Origin of the sequence: Enterococcus sp. DIV2402 (assembly GCF_017426705.2) — a bacterium.
Lineage (GTDB): Bacteria > Bacillota > Bacilli > Lactobacillales > Enterococcaceae > Enterococcus_F > Enterococcus_F lowellii.
Genome location: NZ_CP147251.1, coordinates 2622008 through 2647148, shown reverse-complemented (window position 1 = coordinate 2647148; position 25141 = coordinate 2622008). Strand labels below are relative to the sequence as shown.

At 34.6% G+C, this 25141-nt stretch carries 26 protein-coding genes and 1 pseudogene; 22 read left to right on the top strand and 5 right to left on the bottom strand.

Annotated elements, in window-relative coordinates:
• The first annotated feature begins 35 nt into the window (after window positions 1-35).
• Both DOK78_RS15815 and DOK78_RS12885 read left to right on the top strand, forming a co-directional pair.
• Window positions 36-290, top strand: a complete 255-nt coding sequence (locus DOK78_RS15815) for a nitronate monooxygenase (RefSeq protein ID WP_207940624.1) — start codon at window positions 36-38, stop codon at window positions 288-290.
• Window positions 291-1451: 1161 nt separating this feature from the next.
• Window positions 1452-1704: pseudogene (locus tag DOK78_RS12885) on the top strand (type II toxin-antitoxin system PemK/MazF family toxin); the annotation flags it as partial.
• Window positions 1705-1897: 193 nt separating this feature from the next.
• Here the strand turns inward: DOK78_RS12885 and DOK78_RS12880 are convergent.
• Window positions 1898-2005 carry a putative holin-like toxin gene (locus DOK78_RS12880; RefSeq protein WP_243430387.1) on the bottom strand — a complete coding sequence of 36 codons (108 nt, stop codon included), beginning with the start codon at window positions 2003-2005 and terminating at the stop codon, window positions 1898-1900.
• A gap of 399 nt (window positions 2006-2404) precedes the next feature.
• Between DOK78_RS12880 and DOK78_RS15810 the strand changes: the two genes are divergently transcribed.
• The 16 genes from DOK78_RS15810 (at window position 2405) to DOK78_RS12800 (ending at window position 17987) form a co-directional block, all read left to right on the top strand.
• Window positions 2405-2737: a JAB domain-containing protein gene (locus DOK78_RS15810; RefSeq protein ID WP_207871882.1), complete on the top strand. Its 333-nt coding sequence runs from the start codon at window positions 2405-2407 to the stop codon at window positions 2735-2737.
• 565 nt (window positions 2738-3302) lie between these two features.
• Entirely contained in the window at window positions 3303-4706 is a 1404-nt protein-coding gene (locus tag DOK78_RS12870; RefSeq protein WP_207871883.1) for an MFS transporter, read from the top strand.
• A 31-nt stretch (window positions 4707-4737) separates the two neighbouring features.
• Window positions 4738-5820 (top strand): zinc-binding dehydrogenase, encoded by a 1083-nt coding sequence (locus DOK78_RS12865; protein WP_207871884.1) that lies wholly within the window; start codon window positions 4738-4740, stop codon window positions 5818-5820.
• A 40-nt stretch (window positions 5821-5860) separates the two neighbouring features.
• A complete protein-coding gene (locus DOK78_RS12860) occupies window positions 5861-6700 on the top strand; it encodes a class II fructose-bisphosphate aldolase (protein WP_207871885.1) in 840 nt (279 codons plus the stop codon).
• A gap of 156 nt (window positions 6701-6856) precedes the next feature.
• Window positions 6857-7615, top strand: coding sequence for a DeoR/GlpR family DNA-binding transcription regulator (locus DOK78_RS12855; RefSeq protein ID WP_207871886.1), 759 nt, complete (start codon window positions 6857-6859; stop codon window positions 7613-7615).
• A gap of 269 nt (window positions 7616-7884) precedes the next feature.
• The gene (locus DOK78_RS12850) at window positions 7885-9291 is read left to right on the top strand and encodes an MFS transporter (RefSeq protein ID WP_207871887.1); all 1407 of its coding nucleotides are present in this window, start codon (window positions 7885-7887) and stop codon (window positions 9289-9291) included.
• A 26-nt stretch (window positions 9292-9317) separates the two neighbouring features.
• Window positions 9318-10370, top strand: a complete 1053-nt coding sequence (locus DOK78_RS12845) for an NAD(P)-dependent alcohol dehydrogenase (RefSeq protein ID WP_207871888.1) — start codon at window positions 9318-9320, stop codon at window positions 10368-10370.
• 17 nt (window positions 10371-10387) lie between these two features.
• Window positions 10388-11362 (top strand): carbohydrate kinase family protein, encoded by a 975-nt coding sequence (locus tag DOK78_RS12840; protein ID WP_207871889.1) that lies wholly within the window; start codon window positions 10388-10390, stop codon window positions 11360-11362.
• The gene (locus DOK78_RS12835; RefSeq protein WP_279381631.1) at window positions 11355-12338 is read left to right on the top strand and encodes an aldo/keto reductase; all 984 of its coding nucleotides are present in this window, start codon (window positions 11355-11357) and stop codon (window positions 12336-12338) included. Before DOK78_RS12840 ends, DOK78_RS12835 begins: the two co-directional genes overlap by 8 nt.
• Before the next feature lie 14 nt (window positions 12339-12352).
• On the top strand, window positions 12353-13048 hold the full coding sequence (locus DOK78_RS12830; RefSeq protein ID WP_207871890.1) for an allulose-6-phosphate 3-epimerase: 696 nt from the start codon (window positions 12353-12355) through the stop codon (window positions 13046-13048).
• A 194-nt stretch (window positions 13049-13242) separates the two neighbouring features.
• On the top strand, window positions 13243-14520 hold the full coding sequence (locus DOK78_RS12825) for an ABC transporter substrate-binding protein (RefSeq protein WP_207871891.1): 1278 nt from the start codon (window positions 13243-13245) through the stop codon (window positions 14518-14520).
• A gap of 16 nt (window positions 14521-14536) precedes the next feature.
• Window positions 14537-15388, top strand: a complete 852-nt coding sequence (locus tag DOK78_RS12820; RefSeq protein WP_207871892.1) for a branched-chain amino acid ABC transporter permease — start codon at window positions 14537-14539, stop codon at window positions 15386-15388.
• A gap of 9 nt (window positions 15389-15397) precedes the next feature.
• A complete protein-coding gene (locus tag DOK78_RS12815) occupies window positions 15398-16384 on the top strand; it encodes a branched-chain amino acid ABC transporter permease (RefSeq protein WP_207871894.1) in 987 nt (328 codons plus the stop codon).
• On the top strand, window positions 16377-17108 hold the full coding sequence (locus tag DOK78_RS12810) for an ABC transporter ATP-binding protein (RefSeq protein ID WP_207940626.1): 732 nt from the start codon (window positions 16377-16379) through the stop codon (window positions 17106-17108). Before DOK78_RS12815 ends, DOK78_RS12810 begins: the two co-directional genes overlap by 8 nt.
• Entirely contained in the window at window positions 17095-17799 is a 705-nt protein-coding gene (locus DOK78_RS12805) for an ABC transporter ATP-binding protein (protein ID WP_207871896.1), read from the top strand. Before DOK78_RS12810 ends, DOK78_RS12805 begins: the two co-directional genes overlap by 14 nt.
• Window positions 17800-17825: 26 nt before the next feature.
• The gene (locus DOK78_RS12800; RefSeq protein ID WP_207871898.1) at window positions 17826-17987 is read left to right on the top strand and encodes a hypothetical protein; all 162 of its coding nucleotides are present in this window, start codon (window positions 17826-17828) and stop codon (window positions 17985-17987) included.
• A 1211-nt stretch (window positions 17988-19198) separates the two neighbouring features.
• On the opposite strand, the gene DOK78_RS12795 is transcribed toward DOK78_RS12800, so the two are convergent.
• From DOK78_RS12795 to DOK78_RS12780, 4 genes are all read right to left on the bottom strand, one after another.
• Complete coding sequence (locus DOK78_RS12795) at window positions 19199-20155, bottom strand: D-2-hydroxyacid dehydrogenase (RefSeq protein ID WP_207871900.1); 957 nt, start codon at window positions 20153-20155, stop codon at window positions 19199-19201.
• A 341-nt stretch (window positions 20156-20496) separates the two neighbouring features.
• Entirely contained in the window at window positions 20497-21447 is a 951-nt protein-coding gene (locus DOK78_RS12790; RefSeq protein WP_207871902.1) for a 2-hydroxyacid dehydrogenase, read from the bottom strand.
• 156 nt (window positions 21448-21603) lie between these two features.
• Window positions 21604-22017 carry an ImmA/IrrE family metallo-endopeptidase gene (locus DOK78_RS12785; protein ID WP_207871904.1) on the bottom strand — a complete coding sequence of 138 codons (414 nt, stop codon included), beginning with the start codon at window positions 22015-22017 and terminating at the stop codon, window positions 21604-21606.
• A 9-nt stretch (window positions 22018-22026) separates the two neighbouring features.
• Window positions 22027-22377, bottom strand: a complete 351-nt coding sequence (locus DOK78_RS12780; protein ID WP_207871906.1) for a helix-turn-helix domain-containing protein — start codon at window positions 22375-22377, stop codon at window positions 22027-22029.
• A 292-nt stretch (window positions 22378-22669) separates the two neighbouring features.
• Here DOK78_RS12780 and DOK78_RS12775 point away from each other — a divergent pair, with 292 nt between their 5' ends.
• The 4 genes from DOK78_RS12775 to DOK78_RS12760 are packed head-to-tail and all read left to right on the top strand — an operon-like array spanning window position 22670 to window position 25023.
• Window positions 22670-22864, top strand: coding sequence for a helix-turn-helix domain-containing protein (locus DOK78_RS12775; RefSeq protein WP_207871908.1), 195 nt, complete (start codon window positions 22670-22672; stop codon window positions 22862-22864).
• Window positions 22865-22887: 23 nt separating this feature from the next.
• Window positions 22888-23598, top strand: coding sequence for a conserved phage C-terminal domain-containing protein (locus DOK78_RS12770; RefSeq protein WP_207871910.1), 711 nt, complete (start codon window positions 22888-22890; stop codon window positions 23596-23598).
• Window positions 23585-24829 (top strand): DnaB-like helicase C-terminal domain-containing protein, encoded by a 1245-nt coding sequence (locus tag DOK78_RS12765; protein WP_207871912.1) that lies wholly within the window; start codon window positions 23585-23587, stop codon window positions 24827-24829. The genes DOK78_RS12770 and DOK78_RS12765 overlap by 14 nt, the downstream gene beginning before the upstream one ends.
• A complete protein-coding gene (locus tag DOK78_RS12760; RefSeq protein WP_207871914.1) occupies window positions 24829-25023 on the top strand; it encodes a hypothetical protein in 195 nt (64 codons plus the stop codon). Before DOK78_RS12765 ends, DOK78_RS12760 begins: the two co-directional genes overlap by 1 nt.
• The last annotated feature ends 118 nt before the right edge of the window (window positions 25024-25141 follow it).

The following is a 25141-nucleotide window of genomic DNA, read 5'->3' as shown; positions in this document are numbered from 1 at the left end:
ACACCAACAATTGAAAACATGATAAAAGCAGAAAGATTAGGAGCAGATATGGCTGCAAGGGTTATGTTGAAGGTGGGATTATTCCTGCTAGAGGATATGGAACATTTACTGTTTTACCAACAATGGCGGAGTTATTAAATATACCTATTCTAGCTGTTGGAGGGATAAACGATGCTCGTGGCGTGAAAGTAGCAACTGCACTGGGAAATTCGGTGTTTATAGGAACTCGTTTTATTTTGACAAAAGAATCACCAGCCTCCAATGAAACAAAGGCAACAATTCTTTCGTAAAGAATTTCAACAATGTATTTAGATAAACCAAATAATATTGATACGAGTTCTTAGTGTTCATCATAAATTTATTGATCATATGGTTAGGTTGATTAAATTTATGCTAACTGGTTTAGGAGTGGTACTGGCTTGGGTTTTTCTAAGAGAGGACGTTCTGTACTCTAATAGAATTGATATTTTAGCTTATGCTGCTGTAGCTCTTATAATTTTCTTCTTTTTTATTTTAGTTGAGTATAGTAGAAAATATAACGAGTGTAAATTCGTTACAATTTTAAAAGATATTCGTATGTTGTGAAAAGAAAATAGAATAGAGGTAATTGTTGAAGAATAAGTTTAATATTGTCAGTTTGAGTTTAATAACTTCAATCATTCAAGTGTTATTAATAAATAATTTTTTTGATAAAAGTAACAAGCTAAATTTAAACGAATGTATTTTTTTATGATATGCCAAAAATTTACGTTTCCGAAGCAAGACGTGTTATTTTATTTTCCTCATTGCTGCTAATGAAGCATTTTTTCTTCTTTTTATTGTTATTTTAAGTTTGCCAAGAAATTCCAATTTTTAATACATGCTATCTAATTTATCTGCTGTTGATATCTGCTTACTAGTATAAAGGTGACCATATAAATCATAAATTATTTGTATAGATGCGTGTCCGATTCACTCTTTAATCATATATGGATCTTCGCCATTATTGATTAATAGTGCGACATGAGAGTGTTGTAAATATTTTAGTGAGAGAAGTATCTCTTCTAAAAATTGCATCATACTTTTTACGCACATTGTCTTTAAGCAACAATTTATTATCCTTTTGAAAGATTTGTATTTTTCCTTGTGTTTCAGAAGTAATGATTTGATATTTAGATAACCAATTGTATTGGGGATGTCTCCATTCCAATAAATCATCCATTAAGTGTCTGTTCACTGTTACAAATCGTTCGCCAGCTTTGGTCTTTTGTGATTTGATTGTTTTACGCGCATTGAAATTGGTGCGTTTTTGAAGAATGGGAAATTTTCACCAACAGAGAAGACTGAATTAGAAATTGAACTGATTTCATTACATGGTTTTTATATGCAATTTACGGATCATGGTGTTATTTTACCAGTGCAAGATAAGTTCTTAATATTTTCTTTCAAAAAAGTTGGAAAGATGTGATTTGTATATTTGTTTAAGTTATAAAGGAGTCATTAAGTTCTCCAATGTAGCGATTTTTGCGCCAATCAGTAACACCAAACGAAACTATCCATTATATGTTCCGTTAAAAGACACAGAGACCACTGGAAAAGTTTTATTAGACCAGATTAGTAACGATTGATTTCAATGCTCGAAAGTATCGATACGTTGAAACAGTCAGTGAGGAATTTATCAGACAACTATTGAAAATTGCTAAAGTAAATTTTGAAAAAGATTAACCCATAAAAAGAGAAATAGCCATCTAAACAGAAAGATAGCTATTTCTCTAAATTGAAATTATAGGTATTCCATGGTATAATTTTTTATGTAAGGAAGAGTTGCGTCAACAACCCTTCCAGCAGCACCGTTTAAGACGGTGACAGGTTTTAATTACTTATAGAAATAATCGTCATACCTGCTAAAGTCAGACGGTTATTTCTTTTTTTTGTCGTCTTTTACTGCGGATAGGATACCAAAGATAATCGTTGCGGTAAAAGAACCGAACGCAATCATTAGCCCTAACGCTTCAGCGACTGACAAAAAGGCGTCTCCTCTCTAAAGATTTTAGCACTTATTTTCATAAGCACCACCACCTTTCGAATAAGATTAGCCACCGTCACAAACTCTACTGCCACTTAAATTATACCATGATTTTAAGGAGAATTCGATGATATATAAGGGTTCTTCTTTTTTATTTGCTACAAAATAGATGGAACAAAGAAGAGGATTCGGAGACGGTGCAGTCGCCCATTCCTCAAGTACAATCTCTTTTTTGTGATCCATTCAACGATTTGGTGACTTCTTTCATTTGCTAGTCATCGTTGCCTTGGTTTGCTATTTTCGTCCGCAAAGTCGGACATAGAGAAGAATTAAATTTTATGGAAGTACCATAAAAAGACAAAAAGGATGTCCTTTAAAGCATACACTTAACTTCTCAGGATGCAAGTATGTAGGACAATCGTTGCACGATTGTTTCATTGTTCATTTTTTTGTTTTGTGCGCCATTTTTATCACCTCGAACAATCGATAGCTGCGAAAAAAGGCAAAGTTTACAGCAAGGTCTATCCTTTATTTCTCACAAGAATCTTCAAAAATAAGCAAGGGCAAAGTAAGTCGCAAGCATCTTTTGTTTATTTTTTGCCGAGTGAGAATGATCGATTATTTACCAATCGCTTGAAGCAATGTTGTGAACTCATGGTAATTGATTTGTTAGACCATATTATCGTTGGACAAGATTCTTATACCTCCTTTCGAGAAGAAAGTTGGTTGTAAAGAAAAGTTCAGGAGAATTCAGTCGGATTCTCCTGTAAGTAATCCAGGATAGAATGTACTCTTCTGATAATGAACGTTTTTTGATTGTCAAAAGAGAAAATTGTTTATGTTGTTATTCAGCCATTGATTTTCATTTGGAACACATGGTCTATCTAGCAGAAAAGAAATATTACTGGGAAAAATTTGAGTTGATGTGTCTGGAGGCTTCGTTTGAATTACGGGAACTGACCTACATGGAATTATAAAAAATGGTCTATGTATAAATTAATAAGTCATTTAGACTACAGAAATCTTTTTAGAGATACTGTGGTTTTTTTATTTTTTTCAGTGCATGATTTATAGAAATTGTCTATATATAAATCGGATAAATCTTTGTTTTAAACATTTTTACAAAGGTTTATTTCTTTGTTTCTTAAATAAAGTGTTGACAACAATATAAAAAGGTTGTAAAATTCAAATTGCAATAGATAGTAACGAATTCTTGATAGCGCTTTCTGTAATTGTATGTCTATTTGTAAAATGAGTAGAATTAGTGAAAAAATAACTTGATAAATTGGAGGAAGAAATGGAAAAAACAGTCAAGCCAAATTGTGGAGCACGTATTGATCGGCTTCCTACAAGTAAAGTACAGTGGCAATTATTTGGAATAGTCGCGATGGGACTATTAGTTAGCTGGAGTAATGCGATAGGTGGTTTGGTTTTAGCGCAGTTAGCTGAAATAGGTTGGACGAATAATAGTACTAGTGCGATTTTTTCTTCTATGACCACTGCAGGAATGTTTTTAGGTGCATTGATAGGTGGAATGATCGGAGATAGAATTGGTCGTAGAAATAGTTACTTGCTATTCGTTGCTATCCATATTATTTCGATGGTTATAGCTGCACTTTCACCAAATATAACTTTTCTAATTGTAGTTCGTGTGGTGATGGGATTTGCTTTGGGTGCATTACTAGTTACGCTATTTGCCGGTTTCACAGAGTATGTACCTGGTAAAACTCGTGGTTCATGGTCAGCACGAGCTTCATTTATCGGAAATTGGTCGTACCCTATTTGCTCAACAATCGCATTATTCATTGCACCATATCTTTCAGCAGATATGAATTGGAGAGTTCAATTTTTGATACCAGCTGCATTGTCTACCGTTCTGTTACTACTTGTGTTCAAAAAATTCCCAGAATCTCCCCGCTGGCTAGAATCACAAGGCAGATACGAAGAAGCGGAAAAATTGATGTCAGAGATTGAACAAAATGTGGAGAAATCTACAGGCAAACCGTTACCAGCAGTAGAAATTACAGCAGGTCAACAATCGAAAAAAGAAGTAGTCATCAAATATTCGGAACTGTTTAAAGGTGAATTGTTGAAACGTGTTATCTTAGGTTCCTTCGTATTGATAGCCATGAATGTTGTGCAGTACACATTGATTAACTGGCTTCCAACTATCTTTTTAAGTCAAGGGATCGACCTAAAAGATTCTGTGTTACTGAATACGATGAGTATGTTTGGGGCACCGATCGGTATTTTTATTGGAATTTTTCTAATCGACCGTTTACCGCGTAAAATCTTTGGTCCATTCTTATTGATTACGATGGCTGTTTTGGGCTATGTGTATTCAATGCAGACAAGCATGAGAATGATTTCTATGTTAGGATTTTTCTTAATGATTTTTGTATATATGTATGTAATGTATGCTTCAGCAGTTTATGTTCCTGAGATTTGGCCAACAGCTGCAAAGTTAAGAGGTGCTGGCTTAGCCAATGCAGTCGGACGTGTAAGCGGTATCTTATCTCCGTATGCGGTCGCTTATCTTCTGGACACATCTGGAGCAACAGGAGTGTTTACTTTATTGGGAATAACTGCGATTGTTACAGCGGTTGTGATAGTGCTCATTGGAGTTGAAACACGGGGTGCTTCTGTTGAAGATATTGGTAATGTAGATCTTGAAGATGAAGAAACAGTAACAGCTGAATAAAGTATAAAAATATAATTTTGGAGGAGATAAAATGAAAGCACTAGCTAGATATGGTAAAGAATTTGGAGGATACAGACTGATTGACGTACCAGTTCCCGAAATTGGGGAAGAAGACATTCTTGTAGAAATCAGAGCTGCAGCTATTTGTGGAGCTGATATGAAACATTTTCGAGTAGAAAACGGATCTGATGAATTCAATTCTATTCGCGGACATGAGTTTGCTGGAGATATCGTAAAAGTTGGATCAAAAGTAACTGACTGGCATGTAGGTCAGCGAATTGTATCTGATAATTCAGGACATGTATGTGGTAAATGTCCATCATGTGAAAAAGGTGATTTTCTAACTTGTAAAGAAAAAGTTAACTTAGGTTTGGACAACAATCGCTGGGGTGGCGGCTTTACTAAGTATTGTGTAATTCCAGGAGAAATTCTGCGCATTCATAAGAGTGCGATTTGGGAAATTCCTGAAAATCTTGACTATGAGGACGCTTGTGTATTAGATCCGATTAGCAATGCGTACAAAGCGATTGCGCAACGCTCTAAACTTTTACCAGGACAAGATGTAGTTGTGATGGGAACTGGACCTTTAGGATTGTTCTCAGTACAGATCGCTCGTATTATGGGCGCGGTAAATATTGTTGTTGTAGGGTTGGAAGAAGACACAAAAACACGTTTTGCTGTGGCTAAAGAATTAGGTGCTACTCACGTAGTCAACGGTTCTAAAGAAGATGTAGTTACCCGTTGCCAGGAAATTTGTGGGAAAGACAATTTAGGACTGGTTGTAGAATGTTCAGGTGCAAACATTGCCTTGAAACAAGCAATCGACATGTTGCGTCCGAATGGTGAAGTTGTTCGTGTAGGAATGGGCTTCCAGCCATTTAATTATCCAATCAACGATATTACAACATGGGCAATCAGTATTATTGGACATATGGCTTATGATTCAGAGACTTGGCGTAATGCTATCCGCCTACTTGCATCAGGAGCAGTACGTGTTCAGCCAATGATTACACATCGATTGGGTTTATCTGAATGGGAAAAAGGTTTTGATTTGATGGCTAGTAAAGAAGCAATTAAAGTTATTTTCCATTATGACTTTGATGATGAAGACTAATAAGTATTAAAATTAATTTAATTTGTAAGGAGAGAAATATATGTTAGCAAATATTAAATATTGGGAAGAAACAGCACAAGAAAATGGATTTGCGATTCCTCATTTCAATGTATGGAATGCAGAAATGTTAATGGGAGTAATTGACGCAGCTGAAGAAACAAAAGCGCCAATCATTATTTCATTTGGAACAGGTTTTACAGGAAATACTATCTTTGAGGAGTTCTCACATATGATGGTGTCAATGGCAAAGAATGCGACTGTACCAGTTATTACCCATTGGGATCATGGTCGTAGTATGGAAATTGTTCAAAATGCCTATAATCATGGAATGAACTCAATCATGCGTGATGCTTCATCATTTCCATTTGAAGAGAATGTTCGTTTAACTAAAGAAGTTGTAGATTATTTTCATCCATTAGGTGTACCTGTAGAAGCAGAATTGGGTCATTTAGGAAATGAAACGATTTATGAAGAAGCATTAGCTGGCTATAAATATACTGATCCAAATCAGGCAGCAGAATTTGTTGAGAGAACAGGTTGTGATTCTCTAGCTGTAGCGATTGGAAATATCCACGGTGAATATACTTCGGAACCTAAAATTGCTTTTGATGTATTGGAAAAAGTACGAAAAGCAGTAGCTATCCCAATTGTACTACATGGAGCATCTGGTATTGGTGAAGAGGATATCAAGAAAGCCATTTCTATGGGAGTATCTAAAATTAATATTCATACTGAGTTATGTTTGGCTGGAATGGATGCTGTACGAGAGCATACAGACAGTTCATTCTTAGAATTAGAGCGAGCTGTAAGAAAAGCCGTCAAACAACGTGCAATTGAAAAAATCAAACTGTTTGGTACGGATAATAAAGCACATCTATAATATGTAAATATATAATCTGTAGTTTTTCCGTTAAAACTACAGATTTTTTCTGTGTTTTTCGTTATAAAAAAAGAAAAAAATTGGTTTTCAAGCTTTTTTATTTCCTGATCTTATCTTTGATATGCTAGAATGTAGAATATAAAAGGAGTGAAATAAATGGCAGGAAAAGATAGGGTGCTGCTGATCAAACAATTATTGCTGAATGAAAAAAAAGTAGTTGTATCTGATTTGAGCAAAAAATTCTCGGTAACAGAAGAAACAATTCGACGAGATCTTGATAAGTTGGAAGCAGAAGGTTTTTTGACAAGAACATATGGTGGAGCTGTTTTAAATGCTGAAGAAATAGTGTCGAATGTTCCTTTTTATAAAAGAGCAGAACATAATTTACAGCAAAAACAGGTGATTGCAATTACAGCTCAAGAAGTTCTACAGTCTGCACATACTATTTTTGCAGATGCTAGTTCGACCGTAATTGAAACGTTAAAATTATTAAAAAATCGAGATGATCTGACGATAGTTACTAATTCTTCAGAAGCATTGAAAGAATTGATCGTATCAGATGTGAATATCTTGTCTACCGGAGGGACTTTGAATAAAAGAACATTGTCTTTACAAGGTGATCTAACGGAATATGCAACGAGTGTTTATAATGTTGATTTGGCAGTTCTTAGCTGTAAAGGAATTGATTTCCATGCAGGTGTAACCGATACGAATGAAATTGAGTGTAGAATAAAAAGAAAAATGATTGAGCAAGCAAATGAAGTCGTGCTACTTGTTGATCATTCTAAATTTGGAAAAAAAGCGTTCATACATTTATCTGATTTTTCAAACGTCTCGTATATTATAACGGATCAAAAGCCGAGTAAAGAATGGCTTGATTTTTTGAAGAATAAAGGTATTCATATTTATTATTGAAGTTGTTGACGAAAAAACTGTTTAAAAATTGCTTATTGCAATTTTTAAACAGTTTTTTTGTTTCTATAGATACATTAATTAACTATCTAAGGTCAGAATAAATAAGTGATTATTCACTTCATTTCTACGCTTATCAAGAGCTTAAAGTTAATATAACACAACAATTTTTCTTTGTTTTAAAGAAAAATTGTTGAAAACGTTGACATGATGTTTGTTTTGAAGTAATATAATTCTGTGAAGTGAAAGCGGAAACAAAAAGGAGGGATCATGTGAACGAAAAAGAAATTGGAGAAAAACTAGATCAGCTGCCTATATCTAGATGGCATTGGAAAATTTTCTTATTGATTGGTTTTGGATTACAAGTCAATGGATTTTTAAATTCTTCTGGCAATACGATTCTGGCTGATTTAGTAAACAAAGGATGGTCAAATAATTTCTATAATGCTCTTTTCTCTTCAGGGATGATGGTAGGTTTCTTTGGTGGATCAATCATTGGTGGCATGCTAGGAGATAATATTGGTAGAAAAAAGGCTTATCAAATAAGTTTGTTGACCTTCGCTATTTTTTCTCTTTTATCAAGTCTAGCATTTAATATCTATTTCTTGATTTTTTGTCGAGCTGCAATGGGATTAGGGATGGGGGCAGGAATCGTAATCGGTTATGCGTCTTTCACTGAATTTATTCCAGCGAAAGTTCGAGGGACTTGGTCTGCAAGAATGTCTTTGTTAGGAAATTTTTCTCCCTTACTTGCAACATTGATCAGCTATTTGATTATTCCTAACTTTGGTTGGCGAATGATATTTCTGATTAGTTCTTTGGCATCGTTTACAATGTTGTATTTAGTTAGTAAATATTTAATAGAATCACCTAGATGGTATGCACAAAAAGGTGAGCTGAAGAAAAGTCAGGAAATATTAAGAAATGCAATTCAAAACATTGAAAAAGAACAAGATACTCAAATTGTTTTTGAACAGCAAGCTCGATGTCCTAAAAAAGAAAATGAAATTAAAAAAATACCTTTTCGTCTTTTCTTCAAAGGAGATTTAGGTCGAAGGACACTTGTTTCTGCAACCGTTCTGATTGCAATGAACATCTCATTATATACCATCACTGTTTGGTTACCAACGATTTTTGTCCAGAGCGGCATTGATATTTCTAAGTCATTGCTGATGACGACAATCATGATGATCGGTGCTCCACTGGGAGTATTTGTTTCTTCTTTGATTATCGATAAATTTCCAAGAAAATGGTTGGGAGTTGTCTTGATATTGTTACTTTCAGTTTTAGGTTATATCTATTCATTACAACGAACAGAATGGCGAATCGTTTTAATAGGCGGTATTTTAATTTTCATATTGTATATTTACAACAGTTTTTCCTCAGCAGTTTATGCTCCGGAATTATGGCCAACAGAGACAAAAATGCGTGGGTCAGGAATTTCAAACGCAATTGGTCGAATTGTGGCAATATGTATGCCATATCTCATTGCATGGCTTTTAACAGATTTTGGTGTAACAGCAGTCTTTCTTGTTCTGGGAATACTCTTGAGCTTGTGTGCATTAGTTCTTTCAGTTTTTGGAATTGAGACAAGGGGTAAATCAGTAGAAGAAATTGCAATTGAAAGAGAGAACAGTATAGATAGTTTTGAAAATGATTTAATCGAGGAAGTTAATTAAAAATTTTTTATAAAGGAGAATTATCAATGCAAAACACAGTAGCAATTTTAGAACGACCGGGAAAAATGGTAATCAAAGATGCGGAAGTTCCAATTCCGAAATCTAATGAAGTATTAATCAAAGTTGGATACGTAGGTATTTGCGGATCAGATGTACACGGCTTTCAATACGGTCCCTATATTCCACCAAAAGATCCAAACCAAACAATAGGATTGGGGCACGAAATCGCAGGTATCGTTGAAGCGGTAGGCGATAAAGTGACAAAATTCAAAGTCGGTGACCGAGTATGTATAGAACCGGGAATTCCTTGTTATAAATGTGAATTTTGTTTAGAAGGGCATTATAATGTCTGTCCAGATGTTGATTTTATGGCAACTCAGCCTAACTATAAAGGAGCGCTAACTAATTATTTAGCCCATCCGGAAGATATGACATTTGCTTTGCCGGATAGTATGAGTTTGATTGAAGGTGCTTTAGTTGAACCAGCAGCTGTTGGTGTCCATGCTGCAGAGATGGCTGGAGAATTGTTAGGTAAGAAAGTAGTTATTTTGGGATCAGGCTGTATTGGTTTAATGACTGTTCAGGCAGCTAAACTAATGGGAGCTGCGGAAATAGTAGTGATAGATGTATTAGAAAATCGATTACAAATGTCTGAAAAATTAGGTGCAACGGCCATTTTTGACGGAAGGGAACCTTCAGTGATTGAAAGTACAAAAGCAATTGTAGGAGAATACGGGGCAGATGTGGTATTTGAAACTGCTGGAGCAATCGCCACAGCAAAAATGGCCTTGCAGCTAGTAAAACGTAGAGGGAAAATTCTTATTGTTGGAACGATTCCAGGTGAAACGCCAGTGGACTTTCTCAAAATCAATCGTGAAGTAACGATCCAAACGGTTTTCCGTTATGCGAATGATTATCCTAAAACAATCAGCATGATTTCTAAAGGTGTTTTCGATGTAGAAAATATAGCTGACCGCTATTTTGAATATGAAAATACACAAGAAGCATTTGAGTTTTCAGTAAATAATAAACAAGAGTTGATCAAAGGAGTTATTCGGGTATCAAAAGATATGAATTAAAGAAAGAGTGGTTTTGAATGGTAAAAGTTGATGTGATTTGTGTGGGAGCAGCGATTGTTGATATTCCATTGTATCCGGTAGGAGCGTTCATTTTTGAAAATGTCTCTTATCCACTAGATGATATATCAATGACGATTGGTGGTGATGCGATCAACGAAGCAACCATTATTACTCGTCTAGGAAATAAAGTTTCCTTGATGAGTGCAATTGGGAATGATGGTCCAGGAATGTATATTCAGGACTTTGCTGAGAGAAATGGAATCATCACTGATGATTTAAAAGTAGATGATCGTTTAACGACATCATTGAACATTGGAATGGTACGAGAAGATGGAGAACGCACTTTTGTTACAAATAGAAACGGCAGCTTGTGGAAAATGGGTTTAGAGCACATTAATTTGGAAAACATCAGTGATGCAAAAATTTTATCTTTAGCAAGTATTTTTAATAATCCGCTGCTAGACAACGAGACACTAGTCACTATTTTTAAAAAAGCAAAAGCGGAAAATATGATTATCTGTGCGGACATGGTAAAAAGCCGTTTAGGTGAAACATTGAATGATATCGCAGAAGCTCTAAGTTATGTAGACTATTTCTTTCCTAATTATGAAGAAGCTGCAGAAATTACAAATGAGTATGACACTGATAAAATCGCTGATACTTTTCTAGCTATGGGAGTTAAGAATGTCATTGTCAAGATTGGGAAAGAAGGCTGTTATATCAAGAATAAAGAAATAGCAAAAATTGTGCCAGCCTTTAAAAAAGATCCTTCTGTAAAAATAGATACAATCGGAGCTGGAGACAATTTTGCTTCAGGATTTATCGCAGAATTATTAAATGAAAAGTCTTTTGAAGAATGTGCTTATTTTGGTAATGCTGTAGCAGCAGTCTCAATTGAATCGTTGGGCGCAACCGCTGGTGTTAAAAGCAGAGAACAAGTCGAACGCATGATTAAAAAATACAAAAATAAAGGTGGAGAATCTATTGAGTAAGAAAATGAAATTGGGAAGTTCAGATGTAGAAGTATCACGTATTGGTTTAGGAACATGGGCAATTGGAGGCGGACCGGCATTTGAAAATCAAGACAATGAGGATGCCTCAATCAAAACAATTCAGCATGCGTTGGATTTAGGAATCAATTTCTTAGATACTGCGCCCGCATATAATTTCGGAAACAGTGAAAAAATCGTCGGAGAAGCAATTAAAAATCGTCGTGATGAATATGTAATTATTACCAAATTTGGGATTACCTGGGAAAGAGAAGGAAGCTTCTTTAATAAAGTCGGGGAAAGAAGTCTGTACAAGAACCTTTCTAAAAAATCTATTCGTTTAGAAATCGAATCTAGCTTTGAAAGACTACAGACAGACTACATTGATGTGTACATGTCTCACTGGCAGTCAGTAGAGCCTCATTTCACACCAATTTCTGAAACAATGGAAGTTTTATCTGAGTTAAAAGCAGAAGGGAAGATTGGTGCAATCGGGGCTGCTAATGTTAGCGTAGCGGAGGTAAAAGAATATTTGAAGCATGGACAACTGGATATCGTTCAAGCGAAATATAGTATTCTTGATCGTCAAGTGGAAGAAGAATTGTTACCTCTATGCCATGAACACGGGATTACGCTGCAGGCATATTCGCCATTGGAGATGGGAATTTTAACAGGAACAATCGATAAAGATTATGTAGCGCCTAAAGGAACTGCCCGCTATGGTAAGAAATGGTTTGAACCACAAAATCTTGCAAATGTTGTAGACATGTTGGAAAAATGGAAGCCATTATGTGAAAAATATGAATGTAGTATTGCCAATCTAGGCATTGCATGGATTTTGGCACAAGGTGAAAATCTAAATGTATTGAGTGGCTCTACAACACCAGAGGAGCTTGACGAAAACAGCAAAGCAATGGCAATTCAGTTATCAGAAGCAGATGTAGCCTACATGCGTCAACTTGCTGAATATATTTCTTGAAAGTGAGGCAAAGGATGGAAAGAAAATTAAAAATAGCTCCGTCAATGGGATGTTGTGACTTGCTAGATTTGAAAAATCAGGTCGAATTTATTGACGAACGCGCAGACTATCTGCATATGGATATCAAGGATGGTTATTATGTAAGAACTTTTGGAATCGGACCGGACTTTTTAGCAGCAATCAAAGATATTGTTAAAAAACCAATGGATGCTCATTTAATGGTCCAAAGACCTTGGGACTACTTGGAGTCCTGTGCCGCAGCTGGTGCTACCTATATTACACCACATACAGATGTAATCGAAAATGTTGCACTTGTAACAATTAATCGCATCAAAGAATTAGGGTGTAAAGCGGGCGTCGCACTGAATCCAGCAACATCACTGGAAAGTATTCGTTATTATTTACCTTACTTGGATAAAGTAACGATCATGATTGTTGATGCCGGTATCGCGGGACAGTCAGTTATTCCTGAAATGTATGACAAAATTCGAATGTTGGCTAAGTGGCGGGAAGAGTTAGAACTGGACTTTCTGATCGAAGCTGATGGTTCGATGAACAAAAATTTGTATGCAGGATTGTATGATGCAGGTGCAGATATCGTTGTATTAGGACCTCCAGCTTTATGGAATAAAGATGCAAATCTTGAAAAAGCATGGTCGATTATGGAGAAAGAAATTGAAGAAGCCACTAGAATTGTCGCATACAAATAATAGTTAAATTTTTTTCAAAAATGTAAATTGTTTAGAGGACATTCAGTATACAGATTAATATAACCACTCTTCTCTTTGATTTATGTAAAGACATACAGTGTGAGATTGTAGAACGGCTGTACATATCTATATAAGAGTGTCCTCTTCTCTATTCTATCGTGACGAAGCAGTACAAGAAGTTTAAGGTGATAAATATGGTGTTAAAAAAGCGAAAAATTTGGATATTAATGTTTCTCTTTTTACTTTTTTTCAACACTGCGTGTAGTGTTGAAAAAAATACAGAAGAAAAAAATGAAGTGTCGATAGGTGTACTAGTTCCCTTGAATGGGGCACAGACACAAGCTGGAAAAGAAGTAACGCAATTACTTGAATTGATTGAAGATGTGGTTAATAGACCTTCAGATCTTAGTTTGCCGTTTCATGAAGGAATTGGACTTCCCAATCTAAATGGAGTTAAAATACGTTTTGTGATTGGTGACAGTAGTACACCTGATATTGCCATGGTAGAAGCCGAACGACTAATCACGGAGGAAAATGTTATTGGGCTGACAGGTTTACTGTCCAGTTCATCCACAAAAACTATTATGGTACCTGCTGAAAGATACGAAGTTGTTTTATTAGGTGAAGGAACTTCAGAAACACTGACAGATGCAGGCTATGAGTATTTTGGTAGGACTTATCCAGGAGATGATACGTTTATTGAGGATACCTTTTCGTATCTTCGAGAAATCTCGAACGCGTCTGATAAACCAATCAATACAGTAGCTCTGGTTAGTGAAGATTCTGAGTTTGGTGCAAATATTGCTTTGATTGAACGGAAATGGCTGAACGAATATGATTTTGAGCTAGTAGAAGATATTTCTTATAGTGCACTCGCATCAAACGTCACATCTGAGGTTTTGCGTATCCGACAAGCAAAACCAGACGCAGTGATTATGAGCTCTTATATTGCAGATGCCTTGTTGTTTATGTCGACATTCAGAGAACAAGACTATTTTCCATCTGTTTTATTTGGGCAAAGAGGTGGCTTTGCATCTAGCGACTTTGTAAAAAACCTAGGTGAAGATGCAAATTATGTTTTTTCCACGGCTCGATGGAACACAGATATGGATAATCAGGCAGCTCAGGATTTAGCGGAAGCTTTTCAGGAATATTCAGATGGAACAGAGCTTATCGGTGATGTGATGGCAGTTGGATGGAATGCCTATCTGCTAGCGATAGCTGCAAATCAGGCAGGTAGTACAGAATCGGATGCAATTAGAGCGGAAATGAGGAAAGGATTGGATGTGGCAAAAGAAGAGGATCCTTCAGGGCTATTAGGATATCAGTATGATGAAACAGGGCAAAATCAATTAGCTTCAGCAATAATTGTCCAAGTACAAGATATGGAAATGGTTACAGTATATCCTGAAGCTTTGTCTATGCAGAAAGAGATTTATCCTTCACCTAATTGGCGAGAACGAAAGAGATGATTGGAGGAACACAAAAATGTTTGTGCAAGTATTGTTTGAAGGGCTGGTGATGGGAGCAATTTATGCTTTGATTGCGATGGGTATTGCCTTAGTTTGGGGCGTGATGAATATTTTAAGTTTCTCTCAAGGTGAATTTATGATGATTTCCATGTATCTAGCATTTTATCTTAATCAATCATTAAAATTAGATCCGCTCCTTTCTATACCAATTGTGGCTGTGGTGATGTTTTTCTTTGGTGTAATGATCTATCTTTTATTGATAAAAAAGGCGCTAAAAGGACCACTTCTCTCTCAGCGGTTGGTAACGTTCTCTTTAGGGCTTGTACTAACTAATGGCATGTTGATGTTGGCTGGAGGACAATACAAAAATATTCCAAATCTTTTGGTGCAGGGGTCAATAGACTTAGGCGTATTGACGATCAGTAAGCAAAAACTAGTTCCATTAGTTATTTGTATAGTTGTAACGACTTTACTGTTTTGGTTCATGAAAAAAACAACGCTAGGTAATGCGATAAGTGCTACGGCTCAAGATAAAATGGCTGCAGAACTGATTGGTATCAATACAAACAGAGCTTATATGATCGCTTTTGGATTGTCTGCATCTATTGCTGGTATAGCAGGATGTGCCTTGACTTATTTTTATTATATCAACCCTACAGTTGGCGCGCCGTTTCTTATTTTTGGATTTATTGCTGTATGTATCGGTGGATTTGGCAGTATCATAGGGGCATTTTTAGGCGGATTACTGATGGGATTCATCGATTTATTTACTGGGACATATTTGAGTGTTTCTTACAAATACTTAGCCATTTGCATGTTATTTATAATAATCGTCTCGTGGAAACCCAAAGGCTTATTTGGAAGGTGATAGATGTGTATGAAAAAGAATCAGTTGTTTGACAAACGATTTTTGATGACTTTTTTCAGTGTTATAGCAGTTCTGGTCATTGTCCCAATATTTATTCAGCGCCCATTCACCGTAAATGTTCTTATCTTGTGCCTTATTTGGTCTATTATGGGAATTGGCTGGAATTTTATAGGAGGGTATACTGGTCAAGTTTCGAATGGACACGCTTTGTATTTTGCAATAGGGGCTTATACAGGAGCATTGCTTTTAAAATGGTTCTCGATCACCCCCTGGATCTCTATGTGGATAGGTGCAGCAGTTTCAGCACTTGTTGCTTTTGTAATCGGAATGCCTTTGCTCCGCTTGAGTGGACATTATTTTGCTATTGCAACGATGGCAATTGTCGAATCTGCTCGAATTATTTTTCTAAACTGGGGTTTAATCGGAGGGGCTACAGGCGTCACATTTTTAGAAAAAAACATGTCTAGTTTCTTTACACTACAGTTTGTTGCTAAACATCCATTCTATTATGTTTGTCTTATCTTTTTTGCCTTAATGGTTCTTTTAAGTAAAGCACTGGAAAATACCCGTTTTGGTTTTTATTGCCAGGCAATCAAAGCTAATCCTGAATCCGCACAAAGTGTAGGGATCAACACGACAAAATATAAAAGTATTGCATACATGTTGAGTGCAGCAGTTGTTAGTATCGGTGGTGCGCTCTATGCACAGTATATCCAATATATTGATCCAATGATGCTACTTCCGTTGTCCACAAGTATGCTGATTGTTTTAGTCTGTGTGATGGGTGGAATCGGAACTGTCTGGGGCCCTGTGCTAGGAGCGTTTTTAATGACATTCATCAATGAATATTCACGTTCTTTATTTGTTCATATCAATGGAATGAATTTTGTGGTATATGGAGTTCTGGTTATTCTGATTGTGTTGTTTTTACCCAAAGGACTGCTTTCTATTCGATTTAATAAATTTTACAAAAAGGAGAGAAAAAGCCATGACTAGTTTGCTTAAAGTAAAAAAACTTACCAAGAAATTCGGTGGATTAGTTGCGAATGAAGATATCTCCTTTGAAATAGAAAAAGGAACGATCGTGGGAATCGTAGGGCCAAACGGTGCAGGAAAAACAACATTATTCAATTCGATTAGTCGTTCACAAATGGTAACTTCAGGTCGTATTTTTTTTGAAGGACATGATATTACAAAAATCAAAGCTCATCAGGCAATCAACTATGGAATAGGCCGTACATTCCAGATTCCTAAACCGATGGAGGGGATGACAGTTCTGGACAATATTTTGGTTGGTGGACTGGCAAAAAATAAAAAAATCAGTGACGCAAGAGAACTTGCAGAAAATATTTCAACATTTTGTGGATTAGGTCATTTGAATGAAAAGTTTGTTGAAACTTTGAATGTTATGCAAAAAAAAAGATTAGAGATTGCTCGAGCTTTAGCAGGAGAACCAAAGCTACTCTTGCTAGATGAGACGATGGCAGGACTAAATGGAACTGAGCGTCAGGCAGCGATTCAACTGATACATGCAATCAACGAATCAGGAATCACAATTTTGATGATTGAACATGTGATGGAAGTAATTATGAAAGTATCAGAAAAGGTTATTGTCATAGCTTCAGGAAAAAAAATTATGGAAGGTTCACCTGAAGAAGTGACTTCACATCCAGAAGTTATAAGTGCGTACCTAGGAGGAGACTTTCATGTTAAAAATTGAAAACTTAAGTGCTGGGTATGATGGTATTGATGTCATTAGGAATGTGTCTATGCAAGTAAGTAAAGGACAAATCGTGGCTTTGTTAGGATCAAATGGTTCCGGAAAAACAACGATTTTACGTTCTTTGATGGGCGTTGTTTCAAAGAGTAAAGGAGTTATTGAGTACGAGGGAAAGAGTTTAAATAATGTTGCGACACATGACTTAGTTAAGATGGGAATTGCGATGGTTCCTGAAGGAAGACATTTATTTCCTAAAATGACAGTGCTAGAAAATTTGATGCTGGGTGGATACACTATTTCCGATCGTGTAAAAAAACAAGAGATTTTAAATAATATCTTTAATATATTTCCTCAGCTGAAGGAACGCGGAAATCAGTTAGCTGGCACACTTTCTGGTGGTGAACAGCAAATGGTAGCTATCGGAAGAGCTCTCATGAGCAGTCCTAAACTTTTAATTTTAGATGAACCGAGTTTGGGAATTATGCCTAAATTAGTAAATGAGATATTTGAATTCATTAAAGACATCAATAGACAGGGAATCTCAATTTTGATTGTCGAGCAGAATGCAGAAAAAACATTGACATTTTCCGATTATGCTTATGTTATTGCCAATGGAGAGACGGCTATTTCTGGGACTGGTCAGGAGTTATTGAAAGATTTACAAATTCAAAAGATTTATCTAGGGCTTTGAATAATCAAATTAGGGAGGGACGAAATATGAGTAAAGAAAATACAAAAGAAAAAGTTTATGCAGAACGTCAGGACAATTACAAAAAACAAAAAGAAGAGATTTTTAAGCAGGCCAGAGAAGAAGAAAAAAATCAGAATAAAAAAAAAGAAGATAGTAGATCAGAACAAAAAATTTGCTTTTTCTCTTAAAACACAGCTTTATTTCGGTGTTTCTGGCGTGGGTGAACTTGGTATAATAAATTAGACAAAAAGATAAAGAAAACGAGGGTCTAGGTTATACCAAGACATTTATTTGACAAAGCATTTAAAATCGTCACTCTATCCGAATCAGCTATTGGTGTGGGAATGACTGACAAACAAGTTTTTTTCAAAATACAGCTACCATTTGCTACAAAAGTTATTTTTATTGGTATTCGTTTAGCAGTAACTTCGACTATTGCCATAGCCACCATTACCGAATAACTTTTCACTGGTTGGAAAATACAGCATTTTTTTCATTTCCATTATATTATTTTTGAGGCTTTTTTCAGTAGTAGTGTTTTATCGTGAAGAAAAAATATTTGAGAGAGGAATAAAGATGAGCACAAATAAAGAAAAATTCACATATTAAACAACTTAGTTTCTAAATATGACTTTCAACACTAGTGGGAAAATGAAACTCGTCTTGCAGATTTGCTATCAATGATTCTTATACAGCAGACTATGGAAAAAAATGCTAAAAAAGTACTATCTAATCTGGAAGAATTTTTGACTATTGAAGTATTACAAGATATGGGGATTGAAATGCTTCAAACCTTAATTTTCCCAGCAGAATTTTACAGACAAAAAAGTGTTTAAATCAAAGAATTAGTCTCTTGGTTTATAAGCAATGAGGCAGATTTAGATAAATTCACAGATTTTTCTACCGATAAACTACGCAAAGAATTATTAGCGATTAAAGGTATTGGTCCAGAGACGGCAGATGTGATGCTACTATACATTTTGAACGTAATGTTTTTATTTGTAACCAATATGCAATGCGCTTATTTACAAGATTAAGATTTGGAAGTTTTCAAACTTATGATGAAATGAGAAAAGAATTTAATCATTTAGCAGATCATGTACCTCACAATCTATGTCGAGAATGGCATGTAGCAATTGATACACATGGGAAATACTATAGAAAAAATAAAAAAATCGATGAGTCATGGCTTTTTAACCAGAGAATCATTAGACTGTCTACTAATCAAAAATAATTCAAAAGATAATCTATGAAAAAAACACTGGGAATTTACTTGAAAGTTACAGTATAGTGGACTGATTGAAATGGATTAACGAATCAAACAAGCAACTTTAAAGATTCTTCTCACAGAATGTTTAAAGTTGCATTTAATGTATTATCAAAAAGAACATTCAATGGGTTACTCAGCAACATTATTTACTGGTTGACCTTCAGAAAAAGCTTTTAAATTAGTATAGGCGGTGTTCATTAGACTCGTTCTAGCTTCTTTAGTAGCCCATGCTATATGTGGCGTAAGGATAATATTTGGTGCTTTTAAGAGTGGATTATCTGCACGAATGGGTTCAGTCGAAACAACGTCAAGTGCAGCTCCACCAATTTTGCCTTTTTCCAACGCTTGTGTAAGATCTTCTTCAACAATTAAAGGTCCGCGAGCACTATTAAGAATCAATACGCCATCTTTCATTTTCGCAATCGAATGTTTATTAATCATTCCTTGAGTTGTTGGTAATAAGGGAACAAATAATGCAATGACGTCCGATTGTTGGTAGAGTTCTTCAAGCGTGACCATTTCAATTGTTGGATGTAGTTTGGGATCGATAAAATCATCATGAGCAATAAGTCTCATACCGAATGCAGAAGCCATTTCTGCGAAGCGCTGACCAATTCTTCCGAGTCCTATGATTCCTAAGGTTTTATTAAGTAGTTCATATTGGGGTGTTTTCCAATAACACCAATCAATACAGTTTTGCCATTCACCTTGTTTCACCGTTTCAGAATGATAACCGATTTGATGGCATAACTCAAGTAATAGTCCCATGGTAAATTGTGCTACGGAATCTGTCCCATACGTAGGAATGTTTGAAACAACAATTCCTAACTCTTTTGCTGCTGTGATATCTACAACATTATAACCAGTTGATAATAATCCGATATATTTGAGTTTGGGGCATGCTTCAAGAATAGCTCGACTTAATTGCACTTTACTAATAATCACAGCTTTGGCATCACCAATACGTTCAATTAATTGATCGGAGTTACTGCGATCATAGATGGTTAATTCTCCAAATTCACGTAAGTTATCCCAACTGAAATCGCCAGGATTCGTTGCATAAGCATCTAATATGACTATTTTCATAATTTTTCTTCCTTTCTTTATTCAAAAGCAATATTTGAGAACAGGTGTAGATAAGGTAGAGAGGGAAATAAAAAGGTGGAATGAATCCGCTTACGTTTTATTATAAAAGAAAAACGCATCCATTTCACCTTAAGAAGGAGTGTTTATGCACTTTTATTTTTTATTTTCAAAAAATACATTATTTAATAATAAAAATGGCAGTGATTCAAATTTCAAACAAATGAGTAATAAGCGATAAAAGATTATTTGGAGCAGCATAATAAATAACATAAAAAGCCTGCTAACTTTGAATGCAACAAAAGTTAGCGGGCTTTTTTGAACAATCATTTAAACGCGAAGAGTTAATCTACTCTATTAATGGGTTTGCCTTCAGAAAAAGCATGGATATTTTCGCGTAAGATAGACAATAAACGTTGTCTAGTTTCTAATCCTCGCCATCCTATATGGGGAGTAATTATTACATTATCCATTGTATATAATGGACTAGCATCATCTAATGGTTCAACTTCTTGTACATCTAATCCTGCACCAGCGATGACTTTATTTTGCAACGCATGAATGAGGGCTTTTTCATCAATAAGCCCACCACGTGCCGTATTGATTAGATAAGCTGTCGATTTCATCATTGCCAACGTTTTTGTATTAATCATATGTTTCGTAGATTCGTTTAAAGGACAATTAAGTGAGATAAAATCGCTTTGTTTAAAAATTTCTTCATTCGTTGTAAAGTGAATCCCATGTTGATCTTCTCGAGGAGTTCTAGTCGAGACTAAAATTTTCATTCCTAAAGCTTGAGCGATTTTGATGATTTCTTTTGCAACATGACCATAACCGATTAAACCTAAAGTTTTCCCATTCACTTCTACATGATCGACCATTAAATGTTTATGGAAATTATCGTGGTTTCCTGCTGCAAGCATTCGAATTTGTTTTTGGATAGAACTTGCTAAGTTTAAAATAAACATAACCGCAGTTTGTGCTACTCGTTCACTACTGTACGCGGGAATATTACATAAAATAATTTCTTTTTCACGGACAGCATCTAAATCAATATTATTGTAACCTGTTCCTGCTTCACAAATCATTTTTACGCTGTCAGGAAGACGTTGAATAATGTCTTTGCTCATTTTCATTTCTTTGGTGACAACAATAGCACAATCTTGAACACGTTCGACAATTTTATCTTCCGGTGTTTCATCGTATATAATTACTTCAGACGCAATTGTTGAAAAATCAATACGACCATCGTAGTTTACAACATCTCCATTTAAGACAACTGTTTTATCATTCATTACTTATCCTCCTGTTAATTTAATTAATAATGCTTATATGACTAGTTTAATAGTTTTAATGATGAATTACAAAAGATACAATATATCTTAAAAAACGAGATTAAAATGACTAAACTGGTCCTTTTAATCTCGTTTTGAGTAAATCATTAGAGTCTTTTATGCAAATTTGGTATGAGTTATATAGGAAGCTAAGACTTCTTTTACATAGAATTCATGCTCGAGACTCAAATCATTATTTTCCAAAAATCTAATGGCGTTAAAATTTTCTGGTTGTAACGTAGGATCCTCTAAGTAAAAATCTAATACTTTTTTCACCATGAAATGTTCAGCTTCTGTTTCCATTTTAGAATGAAGAGCAGCAGTTTGATTGTATAAAATATAGTTTTTTTGATGCTCTGCTGCATGACCCAATTCATGTAATAATACACAGGCTTCTTCTAATTCATTTAATCCACTATATAAAATGATTGTATTTAAAACAGGAATATAATAGCCTGGTTTATCTATATCATAACGATAGACAATAGTTACATCTAGTTCTTTAATAATCCGAGTAATTCGACTATCCAAATCTAACACCTACTTTTTATCCAAATACGCTTCGATAATACTTTTTAATATCTCTCGATCATTTTCAGTGACTTCTTTACCGTCGTAACTCATCACTGATTGTAACGCTTCTTCGACGGTCTGTTCTCTTTTTTGTTCATCTGATAAAACAGAAGGATTATCTGTGCGTCCTAGAAGATAATCCGTAGACACATTTAGGAAATCTGATACTTTTTCTACTTTATCTATACTAGGATTACTTTTTTTCCATGAATAAATCGCATTTTCCCCAATTTTCAATTGAAGGCCGACTTCTTTTACATTCATATTTTTTTTTCGTTTTGCAGTCTCTTTGATACGATTAAACAATATTTCAGACATTCCTATCCCTCCCGAAATAAAATCTTTTAACAAAGTATCGAATTAAATACATTTTTAATTGACAAAGTATCGTATTCGATATATCATAATCTTGTAAGCTAATTCAATATGCTAAATAGTATAGGAAAAATATCTAATAAAAGAACCAATTCGAGTCTGAAAAGCGTAGAAATGTTAATTTTATAGAGAAACTCTATGCTTATTTAGCTATAAATTGATAGTACAGTATTCGATACTTTTTGTCAATGAAAGCAATAGTTGTATTAGCTAATAAATCGTAGGAGGTGTAAGTATGTCACAAGAGTTTATTATGAAAGTCCGGGTTGCTTTAGCGAAATATGAAAAGAGTCAGAAATGGTTAGCTAAAAAAATTAATATTTCAGAAGTGTATATGTCCGATATTATGAATGGGAATCGCAAACCCAAAAAGCAAATCGACTCAATTGAAACAGTATTAAAAGAATTAGAAGTGATAAAAAACAAATAAATTAAATATAAGGAGTGACATAAATGGATTCACATCCCAATTACTACGCTATAATTCCAGCAAATGTAAGATATGATAAAAAACTTATACCTAATGCCAAACTACTTTATGGAGAAATTACAGCTTTGTGTAATGAAAAAGGGTATTGTTGGGCAAGTAATGATTATTTTGCAAAGTTATACACTGTTGATAAAAAAACTATTAAGAAATGGCTGAAATCGTTAGAAGATAATGGTTATATTCAAAGAAATTATAAGTATAAAGCTGGTAGCAAAGAAATTGCAATGAGGTGGGTAACAATAAGTACCCAATCCAGGGAAGAAAAAGTACCTATCCCTAGGAATCAAAAGGTGCCAGATAATAGTATAGTTATTAATAATACATCTAATAATGTGTCTAATATTGATAAATTAGAATACATTCCTTACAAATCGGTTATTGACTATTTGAATAATAAAACAGGAAAAAAATATAAGATTACTCAGAAATGGAAAGATCTAATCAAATCAAGATGGAATGAAGGCCAACGATTAAATGATTTCGTTAAGGTAATCGACATTAAAAGTGCACAGTGGTTGAGTAGCAATGAAATGAACAAATACCTGAGACCACAAACCCTCTTTGGAAATAAGTTTGATGAATATTTGAATGAATATCAAGCTCCTGTAGAACAAAATAATAATGAGTATCAACGAACGCAAGAGGAATTGAGGAAAGTCTATGGAGAACAATAATTTTGAAATGAGTTTGGTTGCTGAATTATTAAACCATCCTTCGATTATTACAAATATTGACTTAGATTCTGAATGGTTTACAAATAAATATTTTCAATTAGTAGTTGAAGCTATCAATAAATTAAAGGGCTTGAACTATACAATAGAACAAATTCATAGAGAAATGAGAACAATTGATTTATTCAGTGCAGGAACTATAAATGAATTAGAAATGTTGAGAAATAATGCAGATAATTTAGGAATCGAAAGAGAGTATGCAAGACAAATTCATAATAGTTATTTAGACAATAAGCTGAAACAGGCTTCACAGGAGTATGCAGCAACATTGTCTCAAACAAGTGCTGAAAAACTTTCTAGACTTTTAGAAGAAAAGCGTAATATTAATTGTCTTAAGCAAGATGGCAGACTTGATCAGGCGTTTATGGATTTTTGTGAGCAATTAGAAAAGCCTAATGAAGCACTACAAAGTTTTCAACCAGTTGATGATTTATTAGGTGGAGGAATCACTGGTGGTAAATTAATTGTGTTAGCAGGTCGTCCAGCTACAGGAAAAACAGCATTTGCTTTAAATATCATGGAACAACTATTCAAAAAAAATAAAAATGTAGCGTGTGATTTTTTTACATTTGAAATGAGACAAAATGAGTTAATGACCCGATTAGTGTCTAAAGATACACGAATTAATTCATTATTATTTATTGGCAAAAATAATTTATCTTTTGAAAATAAGTTAAAGGCTCGCCAATCGTACGAACGAATGAAACAAGAGTACGATTTAAGAATATATACGTCAGAGTATTCAAATCTTAATGATATTAAATATGCTATAAAAAAACGCGTAGATAAGCAACATTATGTTGCATTTATTGATTATGCAGGGCTTATCACAGTTCATGATAATCGTAAAAATGAACGACAAGTTATGAATGAAGTTACTCGAGAATTAAAGAAATTAACAACAGATTATGGCATAACTATTTTTTTGCTAGCACAAGTTAATCGTAGTGTCGAATCTAGAATAGATAAACGTCCGTTGATGTCTGATTTGAAAGAAAGTGGAAGTTTAGAACAAGATGCAAATTGTGTGATGCTCTTATCAGCGGAAGACAATTCAGAAAAAATCCGATGTGAAATTGCCAAAAATAGAGAAGGAATGACTGGTGTAGCACCTTTTATTTTTAAAAAGCACTACATGGACTTTTCAATTGATTTCAACGAATGGAAAAAATAATGGATGGAAAAACATATCTTACAATATTAAGAGAAAATAATTTGCAACGATCAGAATTAGTCAAATTACTGGAAAAACAAGTGATTATTTTAGCCAAAAATAAAATGAACAATCTAGCTGAGGAAACAAAATGGCTAGCAATTGTGATTGCAGAACAGGAAAAAAAACAAAAATATTCATTTTTGAACAGATAGAACGGAAAATTAAAGGGATGTAATTTTATCTTTTGATTTTTAAGTAGATAATGATCAACTTAAAAAAACAGGCAATATAAAACCAAGACATTTTAATTATTGTTAATGTTAGGACAAT